Source organism: Bradyrhizobium sp. WCU1, assembly GCF_053474805.1.
This window is the reverse complement of the sequence record NZ_CM130280.1, coordinates 2,555,630-2,577,371: the sequence shown is the minus strand read 5'-3', so window position 1 is coordinate 2,577,371 and position 21,742 is coordinate 2,555,630. Positions and strand designations below refer to the sequence as shown.

The following is a 21,742-nucleotide window of genomic DNA, read 5'->3' as shown; positions in this document are numbered from 1 at the left end:
CGGTCAACAATTCAAACACAAACGGGGCTGACATGTCCGTGAAGATCAAGCGTTCCGTCTATGCCGACATGTTCGGCCCCACCACCGGCGACAAGGTGCGGCTCGCCGACACCGATCTGATCATCGAGGTCGAGAAGGACCTCACCACCTATGGCGAGGAGGTGAAGTTCGGCGGCGGCAAGGTGATCCGCGACGGCATGGGGCAGTCGCAGGTGACCAATGCGCAGGGCGCGGCCGACACCGTCATCACCAATGCGCTGATCGTCGATCACTGGGGCATCGTCAAGGCCGACGTCGCGATCAAGGAGGGCATGATCGCGGCGATCGGCAAGGCCGGCAATCCCGACATCCAGCCCAACGTCACCATCGTGATCGGCCCCGGCACCGACGTGATCGCGGGCGAGGGCAAGATCCTTACCGCGGGTGGATTCGACAGCCACATCCATTTCATCTGCCCGCAGCAGATCGAGCACGCGCTGATGGCGGGCGTCACCTCGATGCTGGGCGGCGGCACCGGTCCGTCGCACGGCACCTTCGCCACCACCTGCACGCCCGGCCCGTGGCACATGGGGCGGATGATCCAGTCGTTCGACGCCTTTCCGGTCAATCTCGGCATCTCCGGAAAGGGCAATGCGTCGCGTCCGGCGGCGCTGGTCGAGATGATCAAGGGCGGCGCCTGCGCGCTGAAGCTGCACGAGGATTGGGGCACCACGCCGTCGGCGATCGACACCTGCCTGTCGGTTGCCGACGACTATGACGTCCAGGTGATGCTGCATTCGGACACGTTGAACGAGTCCGGCTTCGTCGAGGACACCGTGAAGGCCTTCAAGGGCCGCACCATCCACGCCTTCCATACCGAAGGCGCCGGGGGCGGCCACGCGCCCGACATCATCAAGATTGCCGGCCTGAAGAACGTGCTGCCGTCATCGACCAATCCGACCCGGCCGTTCACCCGCAACACCATCGACGAGCATTTGGACATGCTGATGGTGTGCCACCATCTCGACCCGTCGATCGCCGAAGACCTCGCCTTTGCCGAGAGCCGGATCCGCAAGGAGACCATTGCCGCCGAAGACATCCTGCACGATCTCGGCGCGCTCTCGATGATGTCGTCGGACTCGCAGGCGATGGGCCGCTTGGGCGAGGTCATCATCCGCACCTGGCAGACCGCCGACAAGATGAAGAAGCAGCGCGGCGCGCTGCCGCAGGACAAGGGCAACGACAACGACAATTTCCGCGTCAAGCGCTACATCGCCAAGTACACCATCAACCCCGCGATCGCGCATGGCGTGTCGAAGCTGATCGGCTCGGTCGAGAAGGGCAAGATGGCCGACCTCGTGCTGTGGTCGCCGGCGTTCTTCGGCGTCAAGCCGGACTGCATCATCAAGGCCGGCTCGATCGTGGCAGCTCCGATGGGCGATCCCAATGCCTCGATCCCGACGCCGCAGCCGGTGCATTACCAGCCGATGTTCGCCGCGTTCGGCAAGTCGCTGACCGCCTCCTCGGTGGTGTTCACCTCGAAGGCCGCGGTCACCGGCGGCCTCGCCCGCAAGCTCGGCATCAGCAAGAAGCTCTACGCGGTGCAGAACACCCGTGGGAAAATCTCCAAGAAGAGCATGATCCACAACGACGCGACGCCCGAGATCGAGGTCGATCCGGAGACCTATGAGGTACGCGCAGACGGCGAGCTGCTGACCTGCGCGCCTGCTGAGGTGCTGCCCATGGCACAGCGCTATTTTATGTTCTAAAACCACCCCCGGTAACTTACCTAGAAAAGAAACCGGGAGGAATTTCCGTGATTTACGTCGTTGCTACGCTGACCATCAAGCCCGAGACCCGCGCCGAATTCATCGCCGCGGCGACGGCCTGCATCAAGGAAACCCGCAAGGAGCCCGGCAACATCGCCTACGACCTGCACGAGAGCGTCACCGACCACAGCAAGTTGGTGTTTGTCGAGCAGTGGGAGAACGCCGACGCGCTGGTGCCGCATCGCACCGCCGAGCACATGAAGACGTTCGGCCGGGTCGCCGTGAAGTGCATGGCTGCGCCGCCGAAAATCGAGGTGATCACGCCCGAGAAAGTCGACGTCCGGTAATAAAAACAACAACGGAGCAACATCATGATCTATGTCATCGCGACTACCCCGATGAAGCCGGAAAACAAGGACGACTTCATTCGGGGGCACAAGGCGTGCATCGCCGAGACCCACAAGGAGAAGGGCTGCCTCTCCTATGAGGGCCATGTCAGCGTCAACGATCCCAATCTGTATGTGGTGGTGGAGCGCTGGGAAACCCGCGACGACCTGACCGCACACAGCAAGGCGCCGCACATGAAGGTGTGGCGCGAATATTCCGCCGACATGAAGACCGGCCCGACGGTGATCGAGATCATCAGCGACGCCAAGGTTCAGAAGCTCTAACGTATCGGCATGAAGGGTTCGATGATCCGCGCAACCAAGGTCCTGGGACAGCATCGCTTCAAGGAAGCGGCGGCCGACACCGTCGTGCTCGATTTCGACGACCGGCACCGGCGGCGGATGGCGATGACCGGGACGCGCGGGCTCGAATTCCTGCTCGACCTCGAAAACGCCGTCGCGTTGCGCGGCGGCGATGCGCTGGTGCTGGAGGACGGCCGCCTGGTCGAGGTGGTCGCGGCTCCCGAGCCGCTCGCGGAAATCCGCGGCAGCGATCCGCATCACCTGATCCGGGTCGCCTGGCATCTCGGCAACCGCCATCTGCCGACGCAGATCATGCCGAAGGGCCTGCGCATCCGGCGCGATCACGTCATCGAGGCGATGGTGAAGGGGTTAGGGGCCCGCGTCATCGAGATCGAGGCGCCGTTCGATCCCGAGGGCGGCGCCTATGCCGAGCATGCGCACGCCGACGCGCACGCGCATGGTCACACCGGGCACGATCATGCCCACAGCCATGCGCATGACCATGGTCACCACCATGATCATGATCACGGGCACGACCACGACCACCATCATGATGAGCATTGCGAGCACGCTCATCATCACCACGACCACTCCCATGCTCATGACCACAAATGAGCCCGATCCCGCCGCGATGCGCGGCGGGATCGCGGATGACGAGGCGGCCGCGCTGTACCGGCTGCTGACGTGGCTGTCGCCGTCTTTTCCGGTGGGGGCGTTCGCCTATTCCAGCGGCATCGAATGGGCGGTCGAGGCCGGCGACATCACTGACGCCGCCTCGCTGCGCGACTGGCTCGCCGCGATGCTCAGCGACGGCAGCGGATTTTGCGACGCCGTGTTTCTCGCGCAAAGCTTTCGCGCGGCGGCGGAGCAAGACTGCGCCGGGCTGAAAGAGATCGCCGAGCTCGCCGCGGCCTTCGTGCCGTCGCGCGAGCGGCAGCTCGAGACCACGACACAGGGGCGCGCCTTCATCGAGATCGCCCGTGCCGCCTGGAATTCGTCCGGTCTCGACGCGATGGTCGCGGCCTGCGACGGGCCGATCGTCTACCCGGTTGCGGTCGGCATCGTCAGCGCGGCGCACGGCATTCGGCTGGCGCCGTCGCTGCATGCTTTCCTGCATGCCGTGGTGTCGAACTGGATCTCGGCAGGCAGCCGGCTGATCCCGCTCGGGCAGACCGACAGTCAGCGCGTGCTGGCGGATCTCGAGCCGGTCGTCGCCGCGACCGCAGCGCGGGCCGATGCAGCCGCGCTCGACGATCTCGGCAGCGCGACCTTTCGGGCCGACCTCGCCAGCCTGCGCCACGAGACGCAGTATACGAGGCTGTTTAGGTCATGATGCGCAGCTCTCCCCAGCCGTCGTCCCGGCGAAGGCCGGGACCCATAACCACCGAGGCTTGTGGTTATGCAGTGCTGTGGCCCCAGCTTCGCGCAGCAATTGAATTCGGTGGTAATGGGTCCCGGCCTTCGCCGGGACGATGATGGATGGATTGATATGCCCAGTTCTCACGGCCCACTCCGCGTCGGCGTCGGCGGTCCGGTCGGCTCCGGCAAGACCGCGCTGATGGACCTGCTCTGCAAGTCGATGCGCGAGCGCTACGACATCGCCGCGATCACCAACGACATCTACACCAAATGGGATGCCGAATTTCTGGTGCGCTCCGGCTCGCTGACGCCAGACCGCATTGCCGGCGTCGAAACCGGCGGCTGCCCGCACACTGCGATCCGCGAGGACGCATCGATGAATCTCGCCGCGGTCGCCGACATGCGCGCAAAATTCCCCGACCTCGATCTGGTCCTGATCGAATCCGGCGGTGACAATCTGGCGGCGACCTTCTCGCCCGAATTGGCGGATCTCACGATCTATGTCATCGACGTCGCCGCCGGCGACAAGATCCCCTCCAAGGGCGGTCCCGGCATCACGCGATCCGACCTCCTGGTGATCAACAAGATCGACCTTGCGCCCCATGTCGGTGCGTCGCTTGAGAAGATGGACACCGACGCCAGAAGGATGCGCGGCGAGCGGCCCTTCGTGATGACCAATCTGAAGAAGAGCGACGGTCTCGACCGCATCATCAGCTTCATCGAGACCAAGGGCGGCCTTCGGTCGCAGGGTGCAGGCAAGCTGGGAAAGGCGAGGTAGCGCGTTAATCATTGTGGCGCACGGCCGGCCTGTTCTTACCAGCGGAGCAAGCGGCACCCCTCTCCCCAGCCCTCCCCCGCAAGGGGGCAGGGAGCCCTTTCGCCTGTGCTTCCCTTACAAGCGCGGCGCTGTTCTCGAGACGCTCGATCGCATGCCGTGAAGCAACCGTATGCTTTGACGTAAGGTGAGCACGATGGTCGGGCTCCCTCCCCCCTTGCGGGTAGGGCTATCGCATATGGGCCAGGACGGTGAGAAGGAAGTCGTTGCTCCATCTTGCCTGGAGCATTTTGTGGCTGGTCCGCGCTGGACCTGGCGTGGCTTGCAGGGCGTTGATGGCGAGCTTGCGGATGACGGCAAGGTTCTCCGGGGCGTGGTCCTTGCGGCTGCGGCAAGCGTCCTCGTCGAACAGAACGTCGAGAACCCAGTGCAGGTTGTTCTCGATGCTCCAGTGGGCGCGGACGACGTCGAGCAGCTTCTTGGCCGACAGCCGCCGCGAAGCCAGAAAGTATCGGGCCGTCCGCTTGGCAGGCTTGCCGGCCGTTGCGCGCCAGCTGTCGATGCGGCCGACCGCGACGATAGCGGGGAAGCCATGTTGCTTCGCCAATTGCGGTGCCGGCACGATGATGGCTTGCCGGCGCTCGATGCGATCGTGGGCGGCGGTTCTTCGCTGGCTTGCTCGCGCAGGCCGTCGGGCGGTGTCGAGCAACGCCTTGGCGGCCTTGAAGAGCCGGCCGCGATTGCTCTTGATGGCTAGAACGTAGTGGCCCTTCCGGTCGCGGATGGCCTGCGCGACATCGGGCCGGCAATGCAAGGCGTCGGCAGTGACAAGAGCGCCGTCCAGATCGAGCGAGGCGAGGACTTCGAGAACGCCGGCAACCTCGTTGCGATTGGGGGCCTTCCTTTGAGCCAGCGCCATGCGTGTGCCTGCCGCCCAGACATTGACCATATGCAGCGGTGTGGATTGCCGCCCACGCATGAAGGCGCCGCGCAACGCCTTGCCGTCGATGCTGACCACGCCCTTGATGCCGAAGCCCTTGCTGAGCTTGCGCAAAATCGCTTCCAACCCCTTCGGGTCCAGAGCACGGAAGACGTTGCTGAACGTATCGTGGCTGGGGATGCCGGATCTGAGCTCCAGGAACCGCTGCAACAGCTCCTCTCGGCCTTTGCCGAAGAACTCGAACTCGGTGCAGGTCTTGGCGCCGGCCAGTGTCGCCGCCAAGGCGATGACGATGATCTCCACCAGATCGTGCCGCACGTTGCTGGCGCGGGGGTCCTTGAGTGGTCGAAGCAGGCGCTTGAGTTGGCGCATTCTGGTCTCCCTCGGGAAGCGAGAGACACCCAAAGAATCCAGTTCCAACCGCTTGGCAACACCCCTCCATCGCCATATGCGATTCCCCTACCCTTGCGGGGGAGGGCAGGGAGAGGGGTGAGCCACAAGCTCCGCTCCCTAATACTCCGCCGCAAAAAAGCTGCGCAATCGCCGGAACAAATTCCGACTTTGACGATTAGCAACCTTTGGTGCCGCCAAAGACCGCCGGGTGGCGTCGTCGTTAATGTTGCCGACCGGCTCCTGTTGCGTACCGATGATCGCTATTCCATATTCCTTTGCGGCCGGCCGTCATCACACCCTGATTTGTCGCCGCCCCCGCAGAAGCCAGATGCCTACCGTCCCCTTTCGCCACCCCCTGATTGCCGAGTAAGCGTGTGGTTCGACTGGGCTTCATCGTTGCATTGATTGCTCTGATCGGAGTTCTGCTCTCCGGTCTTGCCGCCTATCGAGTGCACGATCAGGAGCTCGCGATCGACGGTATCGCGCTGGCGCGGGCGATCGACGTCCATGCCAGCCTGGTGCAGGACCGCCTGACCGAGCGCGAGCTGCTGGCGCGGGTGGCCTCGGGGCTGTTCCGGACGCCGTCGATGGTGAAGGCCAACATGCTGCAGCCGCTGCGCTCGGCGATCTATGCCTTCAAGACCGATTTCGTCTTCGCGGCCTGGATCGCTCGTCTCAGGCCGAATGAGCTTGCCGCGGCGGAGGCCGAGCTGAAGGCCAACGGCTTCACCAATCCGACGATCCGGGATTTCGACGACCAGGCGCTCGACCTCAAGGCGCTCGACAAGCCGATCAACGTGCTGATGGACGTCGAGCCGCGCAATCCGGAGACCTTGAGCATCCCGGGGCGCGCCTTCGATCGTCACTCGGTGGTCGGTCCGATGCTGGCGCGGGCGATGGCGAGCGGCAAGCCGGTGGCCTCGGACCCGGTGCCGCTGCTCCGGCTGAACGGCCCGGTCGGGGTCGTGCTCGCCGCGCCGGTGTTCCCGGAGGGCGCCTCCGAGCCCGCCGGCTTCATCACCTTCTCGTATGAATTGTCGGCGCTGATGCTGACCAACGACGATTCCTCGCTGTTCGCGGTAGCCTTAAAGGACCCGCGCGATTCCAACGACGAGTTCACCGCCAACGAGCAGGGCTTCGTCACCTCGCGCGCGGTGCGCCAGGACGGCCCGATGCCGTCGATGGTCCGCACGGTGACGTTCGGCGGCCGCGACTGGTCGCTCGACTATTACGCCAAGAGCAATGCCACGGTGCGCGCGCAGCAGACCGCGACCATCGTCGCGGCGATCGGGCTCGCGCTGACCGGGATCGTCTGCGGCCTGTTCGGTTATGTCGCCTACAACAATCTGCGCCTCAGCCGCGAGATCGAGGTCCGGATCGGCTTCGAGCGCCGGCTGACCGCCGTGATCGACGAGCTCAACCACCGGGTCAAGAACATCCTCGCGGTGATCCAGTCGATCGTCACCCGCACGCTGCGGCACGGCGCCGACATCGACGTCGCGCGCGAGCTGCTGATCGGGCGCATCCACGCGATGTCGAATGTCGTCACGTTGCTCAGCGAGAGCCAGTGGCAGGGCGTCAAGCTGAAGGGCCTGTTCGAATCGCGCGCGATCCCGCATGCCGACCGGATCGCGGTGAACGGTCCCGACATCACCGTCAGCGCCCGTGCCGCGCAATCGCTGTCGCTGCTGTTCTTCGAGCTCGCCTCGCACTCCGACGAAGGGTTGTCGCTGGTCGGCAAGCACCCGCATATCGTCGCCAATTGGGAAGTCACGGGCGAGGATGCCGACGCGGTCTTCCATTTCCGCTGGGAGGAGTTCAACACCAGCCAGGCGACGCGGCGGGCCGACAGCGACTTCGGCCTGATCCTGCTCGACCGTGTCGCGCCCGAGGCGCTCGGCGGCACCGCGAAGCGCTACTTCACCGACGTCTCCTATGTCTACGAGCTCACCGCGCCGATGGACACGGTCGTCGACATGACCGAGCGCGACCGCACCGAGCAGTTCTCGGCCCCGGTTCGTCCGGGGAAGAAATAGAGCCGCTGCAGCCGCTCCAGGTTGTGTCGCTCGCGTGCTGCCCGGATTGATCGAAATCAGGCGCACGGGACGACGCTGCTTCATCTGTGACGACGTCCCGCATCCGTATTTGCCCGCGACCGAGTGTTAAAACTTCGTTGAACATGCTTGGGCATATACCGAGCAGGATACCGTCTGAGGACCCCGATGAGGCTTTGGGTCAGCCTGACCTTGCTCGCGGCAGTTTTGCCCGTAGGGCTGTCGCTTGCCTTGACCCCGGCGACGACGCCCCGCGACCCTGCGGCAATCCGCGCCAGCTATCGCCGGCCGGACGTCGTTCCCTTCCCGAGCAGCAATCCCTATTCCGAGGCGAAATCCGCGCTGGGGCAGATGCTGTTCTTCGATCCGTTGCTGTCGCGATCAAAGACGCATTCCTGCGCGAGCTGCCACAAGCCGAGCCTGTCATGGGCCGACGGCCTTCCGCGCGGCATCGGCGAGGATCCGAAGGGGCTGCCGATCCGTTCGCCGACGCTGATCGACGTGGCTTTCTTCGAGCCGTTGGGCTGGGACGGCAAGTTCAAGGACCTCGAATCCGTTGCATTCGGGCCGATCCTCAGTCCGATGAACCTGAACATGACCGAGGCGGAATTGATCGCGCGTCTGTCGGCGATCCCGGGCTACGTCGACGCTTTCGCCCACGCGTTCGGAGACGGCGCGATCACCCGGCCGAGGATCGAGCAGTCGCTGGCGACCTTCGAGCGCTCGATCGTTGCCGGCGAGGCACCGTTCGACCGCTGGATCAAGGGCGACGATGGCGCGATCAGCGCGTCGGCCAAGCAGGGCTTCGAGCTGTTCAACGGCAAGGGACGTTGTTCGTCCTGCCACAGCGGTCCGTCCTTCTCAGACGGATCGTTCCAGGATATCGGCACTGCGAGGGGCCATGACATCGGGCGCGGCCATTTCTTTCCGACGTCGGTGAAGCTGAAATATGCGTTCAAGACCCCGACACTGCGCGACGTCGCGCGCCGCGCGCCCTATATGCACGACGGATCGGTCGCAACGCTGGAAGATGTCATCGAGCTGTACAACAAGGGCGGGATCGAGCGGCCGAGCCGGTCGCCCGACATCAAGCCGTTGTCTCTGACGGCAGGCGAGAAGAAGGACCTGATCGCCTTCCTGCAGACCCTGACCGCAACGGCCCCACCGGTGGCGGGGATCCCCAAACTGCCGCGCTGAGCACTGCAGAGGGCATAGGAGGCGGCTCGTCAGGCGAGGTGCGGCAGTGCGGCCCCAAGCAGGCCGAGCCCTGCGATCAGCAGCGCGCCCGCGCAGGTCTCCAGCGTCGCCGCGCGCGCAGCGGACGGCTTTGTCAGATAGGCGAGGGCCGACCCCACCCCGATACTCACGGCACTCAAAACACCGAACATTTAACCGGCCTCCCGATCCGATTTGTTCGGGTTTCACTACGACAGTTGAATTGAGCTCCCGTGCCGGAATTAGCTAAAATTCGATGGAACCGGCCGGAAAACACTGCACTTGGGACGGGTCGGGACTTGCCTGCCGCAATTAACCACAATGCAACCAGCGGATGTCACGGGCAGGCGCAAAGCGTAAAATTTGATATAAGTTAAACAAGTCCTTAAGTGTGCATGTGTGGGCGGTCGGTTCGATGTTTAGTGGGCAGGAGCGTGATGCCGGCTCGGCTGTGCGCTCCTATTTCGCCACGTGCCTTGCAGCGGTCTTGTTTTGCGTGACAGCCGCGCGCAGTGCCGAGGCACATGTCAAATGGTTCTGCGCCTACGATGTCGCCGGGCAGCCCCGGGGACTCGAGAACGTCCTTTGCCTCGACTTTGAACTGCTGCTCGGCGTCGCCGTCTTCTGGTTGTTTGCGGGCTGCCTGATCGAGCCCACGTCGGTGGGGGATGCGACGATCCGGGTGCTCGACCGCGTCACCGAGGCATTGCGGTCGCGCACCGAGTTGATGATGCGCGCGGTCTGCGCCTTCTTTTTCATCTCGATCTGGGCCGTGGGCGGAATCCTGCTGACCCCCGAATTGAAGACGACGTCGCCTTTCGTGGGCGCGCTGCAGCTCGGCATCGCCGCCGGCATGCTGTCGCGGCGCACGCTGCCGCTGTCGGCGGTCGGCATGGCGATCCTGTTCGGGATCGGTGTCCGCGACTACGGCATCTTCCATCTCGCCGATTACCCGATTTTTCTCGGCGTCGCCGCCTATTTTGCGCTCATCGGGCTGAACAAGGACCTGTTCGGCATCCGGCCGATCGACGTGATGCGGTACGCTGCGGCGGTGACGTTGATGTGGGCCTCGGTCGAGAAATGGGCCTATCCGGAGTGGAGCTTCCCGCTCCTGATCGAACACGCCGGGATGGCCCTCGGCTTCGACAACGAGTTCTACATGCGCGCCGCCGGCATGGTGGAATTCGCGCTGGCCTTTGCCCTGATCTGGACGCCGCTGATCCGGCGTTGCGCTGCGACCGTGCTGGCGGGGATGTTCATCAGCGCATGCTTCGAATTCGGCAAGATCGACACGATCGGACACTCGGCGATCATCGCCGTGCTGTTTGCGATCATCGCCGACAACAAGGTGCTGCCGCGCGATCGTCGCGCGCCATGGCTTGCCCCGGTCGCGCTTTGCGCCGCGCTGTCACTGACGTTGTTCGTCTACTATTTCGGCCATGCCGCGATCTTCAAGACCTCGATCCTGTAGATCGACACCGCCCGATGGGGCTATTTGGCGACGTGGACGGCCAGCTTCATCTTCGGATGAATGCCGCACAGCACGGTGTAGTCGCCGGGCACGGAGAAGGTGACGTCGAATTTGCTGCCCGGCTGCTGATCGCCCGAGTCGAAACTGAACGTATCGCTGCTCAAATAAGCGTGATGCAGCAGCTCGCCGTCATCGTTAATGAATCGTAAAATCTCGCCGCGTTTGATCGAGATCTCGGCGGGCTTGAATTCACGATCCTTCTGCGAGATGACATAGGGCCCTGCGCCCAAAGCTGCTCCGGCCAGCGCTCCGGTGACGATCGCTGCCGCAAATGGCGCGCGGCCGAACCGGCCCAGGCGCAAGGCGCGCAACAAGCCCAACTGCATGAAACCCCCGCTTGAACCTCGAACACCCGACATCGGCTACTCCAGGGTGCATGTGGTGCCTCCCGGATTTACCTATGACCGTGATTATCGCCAGCCGATCTTAACGATTTCAGCATCAGTTCCGGTCACTACTAAGGCAATTTTGATCAGACAATTATACTTCCGCAGCGCTGCGCGTTTCTGCGTAGCTTGAACATCGAGCACTACGGCGAAACGCGGGTATGGACAGCCTATTAGGCAACCTCAAGGTGAAGAGCGCTGCGGCCTTTCGGTTCGCAACCGGCCGCCTGTCGCGCCTTGCGCTGACCAAGGGTTCGATCCGCGCCCAGATTCTGATTTTTTGCCTCGCGATGAGCGCTGTTGCCGTCGCGCTCGGCGGATACTCCATCCTGGGGATCCGCCACGCCGGCGATCTGGTGGCCAAGACGTTCGATGAATCCCTGATGTCGATCAATTACGCCCGTGCCGCCGGTGCGGACTTCGCCTCGATGCGGGTCGCCTCGTCACAGCGCCTGCTGACCACGGATCCGGATATCCGTGCCGGCCTCGACAGCCAGATCGAGAAACTCGCGAAGACGCTCTCCGAGGATCTGACGATCGCGGCCGACCGGTCGCAGTCCTCGCGGGCTGCGCAAGCCGCCGCAAAGGTCCAGGAAGCTGCCGACGCCTGGATGGCGCTGCATCGCCGCGCGATCGCATCGTCGGTGGAGGGAAATTCGGCCGTCGATCCGCATGCATCGGGCACCACGGTCGGCGACGTCGATCGCTACTCCAGGATCGTCAGCCAGCAGGTCGAGCTGCTGGTGAACTATACCGCCGGCGACGGCTTTCTGTTCCGGCAGAAGGCGCTCTCGACGATCAAGCGGGACCTGCAGCTCAACGTCGCCGGGCTGACGGTCGCGCTGTTCCTGTCGGCGCTGTTCTCGTGGTTGTTGGCCCGCCGCATCATCGGTCCTGTCGCCATTGCATCGCGGGCCGCTCGCAGCATCGCCGGCGGCGACCTCGATGCGACCGTCCCCAAGGGCGGTACCGACGAACTGGGTACGCTGCTGACCGCCATGGAAACCATGCGCGACAACATCAGGCGGATGGTCGATCGGGAGGTGTCGCAACGCCGCTCCGCGCAGGCGCGGCTTTCCGACGCGCTTGAAACGTCGCCGGAAGGCGTCGTGCTGCTCGATGCGGATGGCCAGATCGCGCTGGCCAATTCGCGGGCGAGCGAATTCATCCGCCTCTCGCCGCAGCTTCTGCAATCGGATCGGCTCGATGCCCCGAGCCTGGCGCCGGCCGACGGTGACAACGATGGTTTTGCGAGCGAAGCGCGGCTGTCGGACGGACGCTGGCTGCGTGTCAGCCGCAGCGAGACGCAGGAGGGCGGCGTCGTCCTGGTCTACAGCGATATCTCCACGTTGAAGCAGCAGAAGGCGGAGCTGCACGAGACCAATCTGCGGCTCGATGCGGCGCTCACGCACATGTCGCAGGGGCTGTGCCTCTACAACAGCGAGGCGCGGCTGCAGGTCGCCAATCGCCGGTTCTGCGAAATCTTCGATATTTCGCCGGAGCTCGTCGTCCCCGGGATGACCATGGAGGACGTGCTCGGGCTCAGCGTCGCCGCGGGCAATCATGCGGACCGAACCGTCGCCGACCTGTTGGCGGAGCGCGAGCGCTCGATGGCCCAGCACGACGGCAACTATCTGCAGCATCTTGCCGATGGGCGGATCATCGCCATCGCGCAGCGGCCGACAACCGACGGCGGCTGGCTCGTCACCTGCGAGGATGTCACCGAACAGCAGCGGGCCGAGTCGCAGATCGCGTTCATGGCGCGGCACGATGCCCTGACCAAGCTGCCGAACCGCACGCTGCTGGCCGAACGGATCGAGCTGGCGGTCGCGCAGGTCGGCCGCGGATCCGGCTTCGCGGTGTTCTGCCTCGATCTCGACAATTTCAAACAGGTCAACGACACGCTCGGGCACCCGGTCGGCGACGAACTGCTCTGTGCGGTCGCGGACCGGCTCAACGCCTGCGTCCGCGAGGTCGATACCGTTGCCCGTTTGGGCGGCGACGAGTTCGCGGTCATTCAGTGTGGCGTGCAGGGCGGCGAGGAGGCCGAACGCCTGGCCCGCCGCATCGTGGAATGCGTCGGCGCCCCCTATGAGCTGAACGGGCATCGCGTCGTGGTCGGCTGCAGCGTCGGCATCTCGATGTCGCCGGGCGACGGCACCACCGGCGAGAAGCTGCTGAAGAATGCCGACGTCGCCCTGTACCGCGCCAAGATGGAAGGCCGCGGCACCTGGCGCTTCTTCGAGCCTGCGATGGACGCCAGCCTGCAGCGGCGTAGGGCGATCGAGCTCGACCTTCGCGAGGCGATGCTCAAGGACGAGTTCTCGCTGTTCTACCAGCCGCTCTACGATCTCCATCTCGACCGCATCTGCGGCTTCGAGGCGCTGCTGCGCTGGCATCATCCGAAGCGCGGATTGGTGCCGCCGGACCAGTTCATTCCGATCGCGGAGGAGATCGGCCTGATCGGTCCACTGGGCGAATGGGTGCTCGGCCGCGCTTGCGAACAGGCCGTCACCTGGCCGAGCGAGATGAAGCTCGCGGTCAACGTCTCCGCGGTGCAGTTTCGCGATCCCGACTTCACCGACGTCGTCGTCAACGCGCTCGCGGCGTCGAAATTGTCGCCGCGCCGGCTGGAGCTCGAAATCACCGAGTCGGTGTTCCTCGTCAACAGCAGCGAGACGCTTGCAACGCTGCACAAGCTGAAAGCCCAGGGCGTGCGCATTGCGCTCGACGATTTCGGCACCGGTTACTCGTCGCTGAGCTATCTGCGCAGCTTCCCGTTCGACAAGCTCAAGATCGACAAATCCTTCGTGCGCGACGCGACCGCGACGCATGGATCGAAATCGATCGTGCGCGCGGTCATCAGCCTGGGCAGGAGCCTCGGCATGACCACGATCGCCGAAGGCATCGAGACCGTCGAGCAGCTCGACCACATGCGGGCCGAGGGCTGCAACGAGGCCCAGGGCTTCCTGTTCAGCCATCCGGTCCCGGTGACCGAGATCGCGGCCAAGATCCTCGAACTGAGGAGCGGCTTCAAGCCGGCCGCGGTCAAGAAGGCGATGGCGAGCTAGGTTCCCGTATCCCTTGCAAAACAAAAGGCGGCCCGATCGGGCCGCCTTTCCGTTTCAGCATCGCGCTCTTTTATCCGCCATTGCCGCCGATCACGGCGCGCACGGTGTTGTCGGGACCGAAATCCTCGGCGCTGTCGACATAGAGCAGCGCGGAGAGCTTCGAGCGCGCGCGGTTGACGCGGCTCTTGATAGTGCCGACCGCGCAGCCGCAGATCGCCGCGGCATCCTCGTAGGAGAAGCCGGATGCGCCCACCAGGATCAACGCTTCGCGCTGGTCCTGCGGCAGCTTTTCCAGCGCCGCGCGGAATTCCTCGAACTCCAGATGCGCGGCCTGCGACGGCTGGCTCTTCAGCGTCTTGGCATAGTTGCCCTCGGCATCCTCGACTTCGCGGCGCCGTTTGCGGTAGTCGGAGCGAAACAGGTTGCGCAGGATGGTGAACAACCACGCGGGAAGGTTGGAGCCGGGCTGGAACGAGTCGATGTTGGCGATCGCGCGCAGCAGCGTCTCCTGCACCAGATCGTCGGCGCGGTCACCATTACCGGATAGCGAGATCGCGAACGCGCGCAGGCTCGGGACCGACGCCAGGATGTCGTCGCGAAGTTCATTCGTGAGAGGCATTAGTCCCCTCCATTGTTCTTGTCGGGATCGCCCCCGGCCACGGCCGCAGCGGCAGCCTCGGGTCCGTCGAGTTTGCGGATCAGCTCCGCAAAGCGGTCGGGCACCCCCTGCCGCACCACGTCGTCGTACATGGCGCGCAGCTGGTGGCCGATTCTCGACTGAATCTCGGCGTTGAGACCGCCCTGCTTCTTTACTTCCTTCATGATCTGATCCACGCTTCCCCGGGAGTTAAGTCTCTGATTTCCAAGATGTTTCCTCGAAGAAAGAGGCTGGCCGCGTTGCCTCGTCGGTCAGGAGCTAATGCGAAGTTGCGCAGAAAGTTCCGGAAGGCTGGAACTATTTCGTGGAACTTTTCCGGCTTTCGCGCGTAGTCGGGCATGCAGGGGAACCGGGGTCGCCCCGGAAAATGGATTCTCGGAGCTGGGTTCTGTCGTCCCCAGACAACGGGTTTCGGGCCGCCAGGCCCAACGACCCAGGCTTAAGAACAAGGATGGAGTGGGAATGTCCCGATCGCAGATCGTTGCCGAACACCTTCCGCTGCTGCGCCGTTACGCACGCGCGCTGACCGGAAACCAGGCGTCGGGGGACGCCTATGTCGGGGCCATGCTCGAGGCCCTGCTGCAGGATGGATCATTGCTGGACCAGGCGCATGGCCCGCGCGCCGGCCTGTTTCGGCTGTTCACCCAGATCTGGAATTCGGTGTCGGTGAACAACAACGACAATGAAGACGTGGCGACGCTGTCTCTGCCGCCGGAGCGCCGGCTTTCCAACATCACGCCGCTGCCGCGGCAGGCCTTCCTGCTGCTGTCGCTGGAAGGCTTTTCGGAGGAGGAGGTCGGCTACATTCTCGGCACCGATATCGCCGAGACGCGCAAGCTGACCGATGCCGCCGGCCGCGAGATGGCCGCCGAGATCGCCACCGATGTCCTGATCATCGAGGACGAGACGTTCATCGCGATGGATCTCGAGAGTCTGGTGAAGAATCTCGGCCACAACGTTATCGGCGTCGCGCGCACCCACTCCGACGCGGTGGCGCTCGCCACGAACAAGAAGCCCGGCCTGATCCTCGCCGACATCCAGCTCGCCGACGGCTCGTCGGGCCTCGATGCGGTGAACGAGCTGCTGCGCACCTTCGAGGTGCCGGTGGTGTTCATCACGGCCTATCCGGAGCGCTTCCTGACCGGCGAACGGCCGGAGCCGGCATTCCTGATCTCGAAACCGTTCCAGCCGGCGATGGTGTCGGCGGTGGCGAGCCAGGCGCTGTTCTTCCAGCGCAACTCGCGCAACCGCACGCCGCGTGCGGCGTCGGCATGACCTGAAATTACGCAAGAGGCAAAATCCAGCCGGCGTACCGAAAGGTACGCCGGTTTTTTCGTTTGGGTCGTTCAACCCGGGCGGGTGCGCCTCCCCTGTTGCGGAACAGAGATCATCGACACGAGTTTGCTTCTTATTGCCTGGGCTTGGCGGAGTCATTGTGTCGATATTGCAAACCCCGATAGCTGATCGTGGTGAACTCACCGAACGCCTCTTCATCGGCCGCAGCGAGCTTGCGGGACTCATCAAGAATCTGGATTGGGCAAGCACATCGTTAGGCTCGCCCGAGGCGTGGCCGGACAGCCTGAAGACTGCCGTGCGCATCATGCTCACATCGCAGCAGCCGATCTGGATCGGCTGGGGTGACGATCTGACGTTCCTCTACAACGATCCCTACAAATCGATCATCGGCGGCAAGCATCCGCGCGCGCTCGGCGAGCCGACCCGCGTGGTCTGGCACGAGATCTGGGACGACATCGCGCCGCTCCTCACCAAGGCGATGAGCGGGAGCGAGGGCACCTATGTCGAGGCCCAGCTGCTGATCATGGAGCGCAACGGCTTCCCTGAAGAGACCTACTACACGTTTTCCTACAGCCCGATTCCCGATGCCGACGGTCTGCCCGCCGGAATTTTCTGTGCCAATACGGACGATACGCAGCGTGTCATTAGCGAGCGCCAGCTTTTGCTTCTGCGCGAGCTTGCCAGCCGTGCGGCCGAGGCGCGAAACGTCGGCGAGGCCTGCGAGCGCAGCGCCGAGGCCCTTGCGACCGATCCACAGGATTTGCCCTTTGCGATGATCTATCTGATCGATCCAGAGGAGCAGGTTGCGCGGCTGGCCGCAACCAGCGGCATCGACCGGCATCATAGCGGGGTAAAGCCGCAGCTGGCGCTCGACGGCAGCGAAGTGTGGCCGATCGCCGACGTGTTGGCGGGCCGCGACGGAGTGCTGGTGCAGAACCTGAAATCTCTGTTCGATCTCGATTTCCCTTCCGGTGGCTGGCGCCAGGCGCCGCAGCAGGCCGTCGTGCTTCCGGTACTTGCCGCCGGCGATGCGGTGGCGGGCGTCCTGATTGCTGGGCTCAACCCATTCCGCCTCTTCGACGAACGCTATACGAGCTTTCTCGGATTGGTATCGACGCAGATCGCCGCCGTCATCAGCAACGCCCAGGCCTACGAGGAGGAACGCCGCCGCGCTGAGGCGCTGGCCGAAATCGATCGCGCCAAGACCACCTTCTTCTCCAATGTCAGCCATGAATTCCGTACCCCGTTGACCTTGATGCTGAGCCCGCTCGAGGAATTGCTGTCCGGAGGGGAGGGCCACCTGCTGCCCGCGCAGCGCTCGTTGGCGGAAATCGCGCACCGCAACGGACAACGCCTGTTGAAGCTGGTCAACACTTTGCTCGACTTTGCGCGGATCGAGGCGGGTCGCGCCACCGCCAGCTTCGAGCCCGTCGACCTTGCGGCGCTGACGTCGGATCTCGCATCTAACTTCCGCTCCGCGGTCGAGAAAGCGGGTCTGCGCCTTGCGATCAGGACGCAACCGCTGCCCGAGCCGGTCTATGTCGATCGCGACATGTGGGAAAAGATCGTTCTCAATCTGCTGTCGAACGCGTTCAAGTTCACGTTCGAGGGCGAGATCGCGGTCGTGGTCAAGGCCTCGCCCGATGGCGCTGAAGTCACGGTCAGCGACACCGGGACCGGCATCCCCGCGGCGGCGCTGTCGCATGTGTTCGAGCGCTTTCACCGTGTCGAGAGCGCACGGGGCCGCTCCTTCGAGGGCAGCGGCATCGGTCTTGCGCTGGTGCGGGAGCTCGTGAAGCAGCATGGCGGCCAGATAAGGGTCGAGAGCGAGATTGATCGCGGCACCTCGTTCACCATCACGCTCCCGTTCGGAACGGATCATCTTCCCGCCGATCAGATCAACGCGATCGCGCCGGCCGAACGGAGCAGCGTCCGTGCCCAGGCCTATCTCGACGAGGCGTTCGGATGGCTGGAAGGGAGCGAGACCGACGATCGGCCCGATCCGTCCTCGCCCGAGGATCTCGGTTTGGCCGCGCCTGCCGCCTCCGGGCCCCGCCACCGCATTCTGCTCGCGGACGACAATGCCGACATGCGGGAATATGTACGTCGTTTGCTGGCGCCGCTCTATGACGTCGAGGCGGTCGAAGACGGCAAGGCCGCGCTGGAGGCGGTATGGCGGCGGCGCCCCGATCTCGTCCTGAGCGACATCATGATGCCGCGGCTCGACGGCATCAGTCTTCTCAATGCGCTTCGCGCTGATGCGGACCTCAAAGGGCTGCCCGTCATCTTCCTGTCGGCGCGGGCGGGCGAAGAGGCGAAGGTCGAAGGCCTGCAGATCGGCGCCGATGACTATCTCGTCAAGCCGTTCAGCGCACGCGAGCTGCTCGCGCGGGTTGCCGCCAATCTCGAACTGTCGGCCACACGGTCTGAGCGCGCGGTGCGGCTTGAAGAGGAGGCTCACGTGCTCGAGCTCCTGAACAAGGTTGGCAGCACAGTCGCCGGCGAGCTCAATCTGGATCGGGCCGTCCAGATCGTCACCGATGCCGCGACCGAATTGACCGGTGCCGCCTTCGGCTCGTTTTTCTACAATGTGATCAACGACAAGGGCGAGAGCTACATGCTCTACACCCTGTCCGGCGTACCGCGCGAGGCGTTCTCGCGGTTTCCGATGCCGCGCAACACGGCGGTATTCGCGCCGACCTTCAACGGCGATGCGATCGTGCGGTCCGACGACATCCTGAAGGATCCGCGCTACGGCAAGAACCATCCGCATTACGGGATGCCGAAGGGGCATCTGCCGGTGCGGAGCTATCTCGCTGCGCCCGTGGTGTCGCGGTCCGGCGAAGTGCTGGGCGGCCTGTTCTTCGGCCACCCTGAGCCGGGTGTGTTCGGCGATCGTGCAGAGCGGTTGATCGCCGGTATCGCCGCGCAGGCGGCGACAGCGATCGACACTGCGCGGCTATTCCAGGCCGCCGAGCGCGAGGTCGCCGAGCGCCGTCGCGCCGAAGCCGCATTGCAGATCCTCAACACGACGCTGGAGCAGCGCGTCTTGGAAGAGGTGCAGGAGCGGACCAAGGCCGAAGAGCAGCTGCGTCAGATTCAGAAGATGGAAGCCGTCGGCCAGCTGACCGGCGGCATCGCGCACGACTTTAACAACATGCTGGCGGTGATTATCGCCGGTCTCAATCTGATCCAGCGCAAACTCGACAGGGGAGAAACCGATGTCGAGCGCTTCGTGGGAGCCGCGATCGACGGCGCGCAGCGCGCCGCGGGTCTGACGCAGCGCCTGCTTGCGTTCTCGCGTCAACAGCCGCTCGCGCCGGTGACGCTCGATGGCAACAAAATGATTTCCGGCATGGCCGACCTGCTGGCCCGCACGCTTGGCGAGACCATCAGTCTCGAAACCGTGTTGGCCGCGGGCCTGTGGCGGGTCCGTGCGGACCCGGGCCAGCTCGAAAATGCCGTTCTCAACCTCTGCGTCAACGGCCGGGATGCGATGCCGGACGGCGGCAAGCTGACACTCGAGACCGCCAACAGCTATGTCGATGAGGTTGCGGCAAAGGCATACTCGATTCCGTCAGGGCAATATGTGATGATCGCCGTTGCCGATAACGGCGTCGGCATGAGCGCAGACGTCATCGCCAAGGCGTTTGATCCGTTCTTCACCACCAAGGGCGTCGGCAAGGGAACCGGCCTCGGCCTCAGCCAGGTCTATGGCTTCGTGCGCCAGTCGGGTGGCCACGTGAAGATTTATTCGGAGATTGGCGTCGGTACCACCGTCAAGATATATCTGCCGCGGCATCTTGGCGAAGCCGGTCCGGAGTTTGTCCGGCGTGTGCCGATGGCCTCATATCGCGGGCGGACGAACGAGGTCATCCTGGTGGTCGAGGATGAGGATCGCGTGCGCGGCGTTTCGGTCGAGGCGCTGCGGGAACTCGGCTACACCGTGGTCAGCGCAGCCAATCCCCACGAAGCCCTGAAACTTCTCGATGGCGGGCTTTCGGTGGCGTTACTGTTCACTGACGTGGTGATGCCGAGCATGTCCGGTCGCGAACTCGCCGTGCAGGCACGCGACCGCATTCCGGGCCTCAAGGTGCTTTACACCACGGGCTACACCCGCAACGCGATCATCCATAACGGCATTCTCGATCCCGGCACCAATCTGCTGCCGAAACCGTTTTCGATCGACGAACTGGCGACCAAAGTCCGCGAGGTCCTCGACGGAATCTAAAGCATGATCCGGAAAAGTGCGAAGCGGTTTTCCGAAAAGATCATGCTCAAACAAAGCGCCAAAACGTGATGACGATTCAACCAAATCTCATCGCGCTTTAGCGACCGATCGGTTCGAAGCTACTTGCGCGTGACGCGGACCGGCATCGTGCTGAGCGCCCGCAGGCCCGAGCTGTCGCGGAAGGCGACCGGGCCTGCAATGTCGAACTGCTTCACGCGGCTGGCGAGTGCTGCGATCACGGCCTCCGCCTCCAGCCGCGCCACCATCTGTCCGACGCAGCCGTGGATGCCGACGCCGAAGCCCATGTGCCCGGACAGCCGCCGCCTGACGTCGAACTGGTCGGCATGCTCCCAGCGCGTCTCGTCGCGGTTGGCGGAGGCGAGCAGCAGCAGCACCTTCTCGTGCTTGCCGATCACAACGCCCGCGATCTCGGTCTCGTGCGGCGTGGTGCGGAACACGAACGGCGCCGGCGAATCGAACCGCAATGTCTCGTCGAACGCCGCGCGCGACAGCGACGGGTCGGCGGCGAGCAACGCCCATTGTTCGGGATGCCGCGCCAGCGTGTACAGCGCCATGCCGATCGCGCTGATCGTGGTGTCGAGCCCGGCCGAGAGCAGCGAGCGCACCAGCAGCGGTGCTTCCTCGGCGCTGATCTCGCCGGTGTCGGCCGCCTCGAAGACCTGCGCGCCGAAGCTGCCCGGCCGCAGCGCCTCGCGCTGGCAGCGCGCAGCGACCCAGGGCAGCACGCGCGGCGCCTGCTGCATCAGCTCGCGAAAATAGTCGTTTTCCGGCCCGAAGCCGGCGAACACCATCGCGCCATAGGTCAGGAAGTTCTCGCGGCCCTCCTGGTCGATGCCGAGCGCGTCGGGAAACACGCTGACCGGAAACACCTCCGCGATGTCCTTGATGGCGTCGAACGATCCGCGCTCGACCAGCCCGTCGACGAGCATTGCGGCCTTTGCCTTGAAATCATCGGCGAGCCGCCGCATCGCACCGGGCGACAGGATCCGCGCCAGCACCGCACGGGTCCTTGTATGCAGCGGCGGATCGGCTTCCAGCACGATGCTCGGCGGCCGCCACGGCTTTTCCTTGAAGTGATTCGCAAGCCCGGCGCCGCCGGCGTTGCTGAAGTTGAGATGGTCTCCGAAGATTGTCTTGACCTCGGCAAAGCGCGGCACGGCCCAGATGTCGTATCTGGTCAGGCGAATGACCGGCGCTGCGGCACGCAGCTCGGCATAGGTGCCGTAGGGATCGGCCCGCGTCGCCGGGCTGAACGGATCGAAATCACTGCGGATAGTTTCGCCGGCAAGGGGACTCACAGCGGTGCTCATCGGATCCTCCCATCCTGTGACCAGTTAATTGACCGTAGTCAATTAACTGGAGTATGGCAAGTGGG

18 protein-coding genes are annotated in these 21,742 nt (G+C 64.2%); 12 read left to right on the top strand and 6 right to left on the bottom strand.

Annotation, left to right across the window (positions count from 1 at the left end; genetic code table 11):
• Window positions 1-32 precede the first annotated feature (32 nt).
• The 6 genes from ureC (at window position 33) to ureG (ending at window position 4,574) form a co-directional block, all read left to right on the top strand.
• The gene (ureC, locus tag ACTUWL_RS11945) at window positions 33-1,748 is read left to right on the top strand and encodes an urease subunit alpha (RefSeq protein WP_021076830.1); all 1,716 of its coding nucleotides are present in this window, start codon (window positions 33-35) and stop codon (window positions 1,746-1,748) included.
• Between the two features lie 47 nt (window positions 1,749-1,795).
• The gene (locus tag ACTUWL_RS11940; RefSeq protein ID WP_021076829.1) at window positions 1,796-2,095 is read left to right on the top strand and encodes a putative quinol monooxygenase; all 300 of its coding nucleotides are present in this window, start codon (window positions 1,796-1,798) and stop codon (window positions 2,093-2,095) included.
• Window positions 2,096-2,119: 24 nt separating this feature from the next.
• The gene (locus tag ACTUWL_RS11935) at window positions 2,120-2,419 is read left to right on the top strand and encodes a putative quinol monooxygenase (RefSeq protein ID WP_021076828.1); all 300 of its coding nucleotides are present in this window, start codon (window positions 2,120-2,122) and stop codon (window positions 2,417-2,419) included.
• Window positions 2,420-2,440: 21 nt separating this feature from the next.
• The gene (locus ACTUWL_RS11930) at window positions 2,441-3,052 is read left to right on the top strand and encodes an urease accessory protein UreE (RefSeq protein WP_021076827.1); all 612 of its coding nucleotides are present in this window, start codon (window positions 2,441-2,443) and stop codon (window positions 3,050-3,052) included.
• On the top strand, window positions 3,033-3,770 hold the full coding sequence (locus tag ACTUWL_RS11925; RefSeq protein ID WP_035650042.1) for an urease accessory protein UreF: 738 nt from the start codon (window positions 3,033-3,035) through the stop codon (window positions 3,768-3,770). Before ACTUWL_RS11930 ends, ACTUWL_RS11925 begins: the two co-directional genes overlap by 20 nt.
• Before the next feature lie 156 nt (window positions 3,771-3,926).
• A complete protein-coding gene (gene ureG, locus ACTUWL_RS11920; protein WP_035650039.1) occupies window positions 3,927-4,574 on the top strand; it encodes an urease accessory protein UreG in 648 nt (215 codons plus the stop codon).
• A gap of 226 nt (window positions 4,575-4,800) precedes the next feature.
• Here ureG and ACTUWL_RS11915 read toward each other — a convergent pair whose 3' ends face one another.
• A complete protein-coding gene (locus ACTUWL_RS11915; RefSeq protein ID WP_203368937.1) occupies window positions 4,801-5,883 on the bottom strand; it encodes an ISAs1 family transposase in 1,083 nt (360 codons plus the stop codon).
• 395 nt (window positions 5,884-6,278) lie between these two features.
• Here ACTUWL_RS11915 and ACTUWL_RS11910 point away from each other — a divergent pair, with 395 nt between their 5' ends.
• Both ACTUWL_RS11910 and ACTUWL_RS11905 read left to right on the top strand, forming a co-directional pair.
• Window positions 6,279-7,940: a CHASE domain-containing protein gene (locus ACTUWL_RS11910; RefSeq protein ID WP_021076331.1), complete on the top strand. Its 1,662-nt coding sequence runs from the start codon at window positions 6,279-6,281 to the stop codon at window positions 7,938-7,940.
• Between the two features lie 186 nt (window positions 7,941-8,126).
• Complete coding sequence (locus tag ACTUWL_RS11905; RefSeq protein WP_021076332.1) at window positions 8,127-9,155, top strand: cytochrome-c peroxidase; 1,029 nt, start codon at window positions 8,127-8,129, stop codon at window positions 9,153-9,155.
• A gap of 29 nt (window positions 9,156-9,184) precedes the next feature.
• Here the strand turns inward: ACTUWL_RS11905 and ACTUWL_RS11900 are convergent, their stop codons facing one another.
• Window positions 9,185-9,313: a hypothetical protein gene (locus ACTUWL_RS11900; RefSeq protein ID WP_291736232.1), complete on the bottom strand. Its 129-nt coding sequence runs from the start codon at window positions 9,311-9,313 to the stop codon at window positions 9,185-9,187.
• Between the two features lie 347 nt (window positions 9,314-9,660).
• Between ACTUWL_RS11900 and ACTUWL_RS11895 the strand changes: the two genes are divergently transcribed.
• Window positions 9,661-10,644, top strand: a complete 984-nt coding sequence (locus tag ACTUWL_RS11895; protein WP_035649724.1) for a hypothetical protein — start codon at window positions 9,661-9,663, stop codon at window positions 10,642-10,644.
• Between the two features lie 20 nt (window positions 10,645-10,664).
• On the opposite strand, the gene ACTUWL_RS11890 is transcribed toward ACTUWL_RS11895, so the two are convergent.
• Window positions 10,665-11,030 carry a methylamine utilization protein gene (locus tag ACTUWL_RS11890; protein ID WP_106940167.1) on the bottom strand — a complete coding sequence of 122 codons (366 nt, stop codon included), beginning with the start codon at window positions 11,028-11,030 and terminating at the stop codon, window positions 10,665-10,667.
• A gap of 221 nt (window positions 11,031-11,251) precedes the next feature.
• Here ACTUWL_RS11890 and ACTUWL_RS11885 point away from each other — a divergent pair, with 221 nt between their 5' ends.
• Entirely contained in the window at window positions 11,252-14,161 is a 2,910-nt protein-coding gene (locus ACTUWL_RS11885; protein ID WP_021076336.1) for an EAL domain-containing protein, read from the top strand.
• A gap of 70 nt (window positions 14,162-14,231) precedes the next feature.
• On the opposite strand, the gene ACTUWL_RS11880 is transcribed toward ACTUWL_RS11885, so the two are convergent.
• Together ACTUWL_RS11880 and ACTUWL_RS11875 are read right to left on the bottom strand one after the other, a co-directional pair.
• Entirely contained in the window at window positions 14,232-14,780 is a 549-nt protein-coding gene (locus ACTUWL_RS11880; protein WP_016847265.1) for a sigma-70 family RNA polymerase sigma factor, read from the bottom strand.
• Window positions 14,780-14,983, bottom strand: coding sequence for a NepR family anti-sigma factor (locus ACTUWL_RS11875; protein WP_021076337.1), 204 nt, complete (start codon window positions 14,981-14,983; stop codon window positions 14,780-14,782). Before ACTUWL_RS11875 ends, ACTUWL_RS11880 begins: the two co-directional genes overlap by 1 nt.
• 298 nt (window positions 14,984-15,281) lie before the next feature.
• On the opposite strand from ACTUWL_RS11875, the gene ACTUWL_RS11870 reads away from it, so the two are divergent.
• The gene (locus ACTUWL_RS11870; RefSeq protein ID WP_021076338.1) at window positions 15,282-16,094 is read left to right on the top strand and encodes a response regulator; all 813 of its coding nucleotides are present in this window, start codon (window positions 15,282-15,284) and stop codon (window positions 16,092-16,094) included.
• 160 nt (window positions 16,095-16,254) lie between these two features.
• Window positions 16,255-20,346 (top strand): ATP-binding protein, encoded by a 4,092-nt coding sequence (locus tag ACTUWL_RS11865; protein WP_021076339.1) that lies wholly within the window; start codon window positions 16,255-16,257, stop codon window positions 20,344-20,346.
• A gap of 119 nt (window positions 20,347-20,465) precedes the next feature.
• On the opposite strand, the gene ACTUWL_RS11860 is transcribed toward ACTUWL_RS11865, so the two are convergent.
• The gene (locus ACTUWL_RS11860; protein WP_021076340.1) at window positions 20,466-21,677 is read right to left on the bottom strand and encodes a cytochrome P450; all 1,212 of its coding nucleotides are present in this window, start codon (window positions 21,675-21,677) and stop codon (window positions 20,466-20,468) included.
• Window positions 21,678-21,742: the final 65 nt, after the last annotated feature.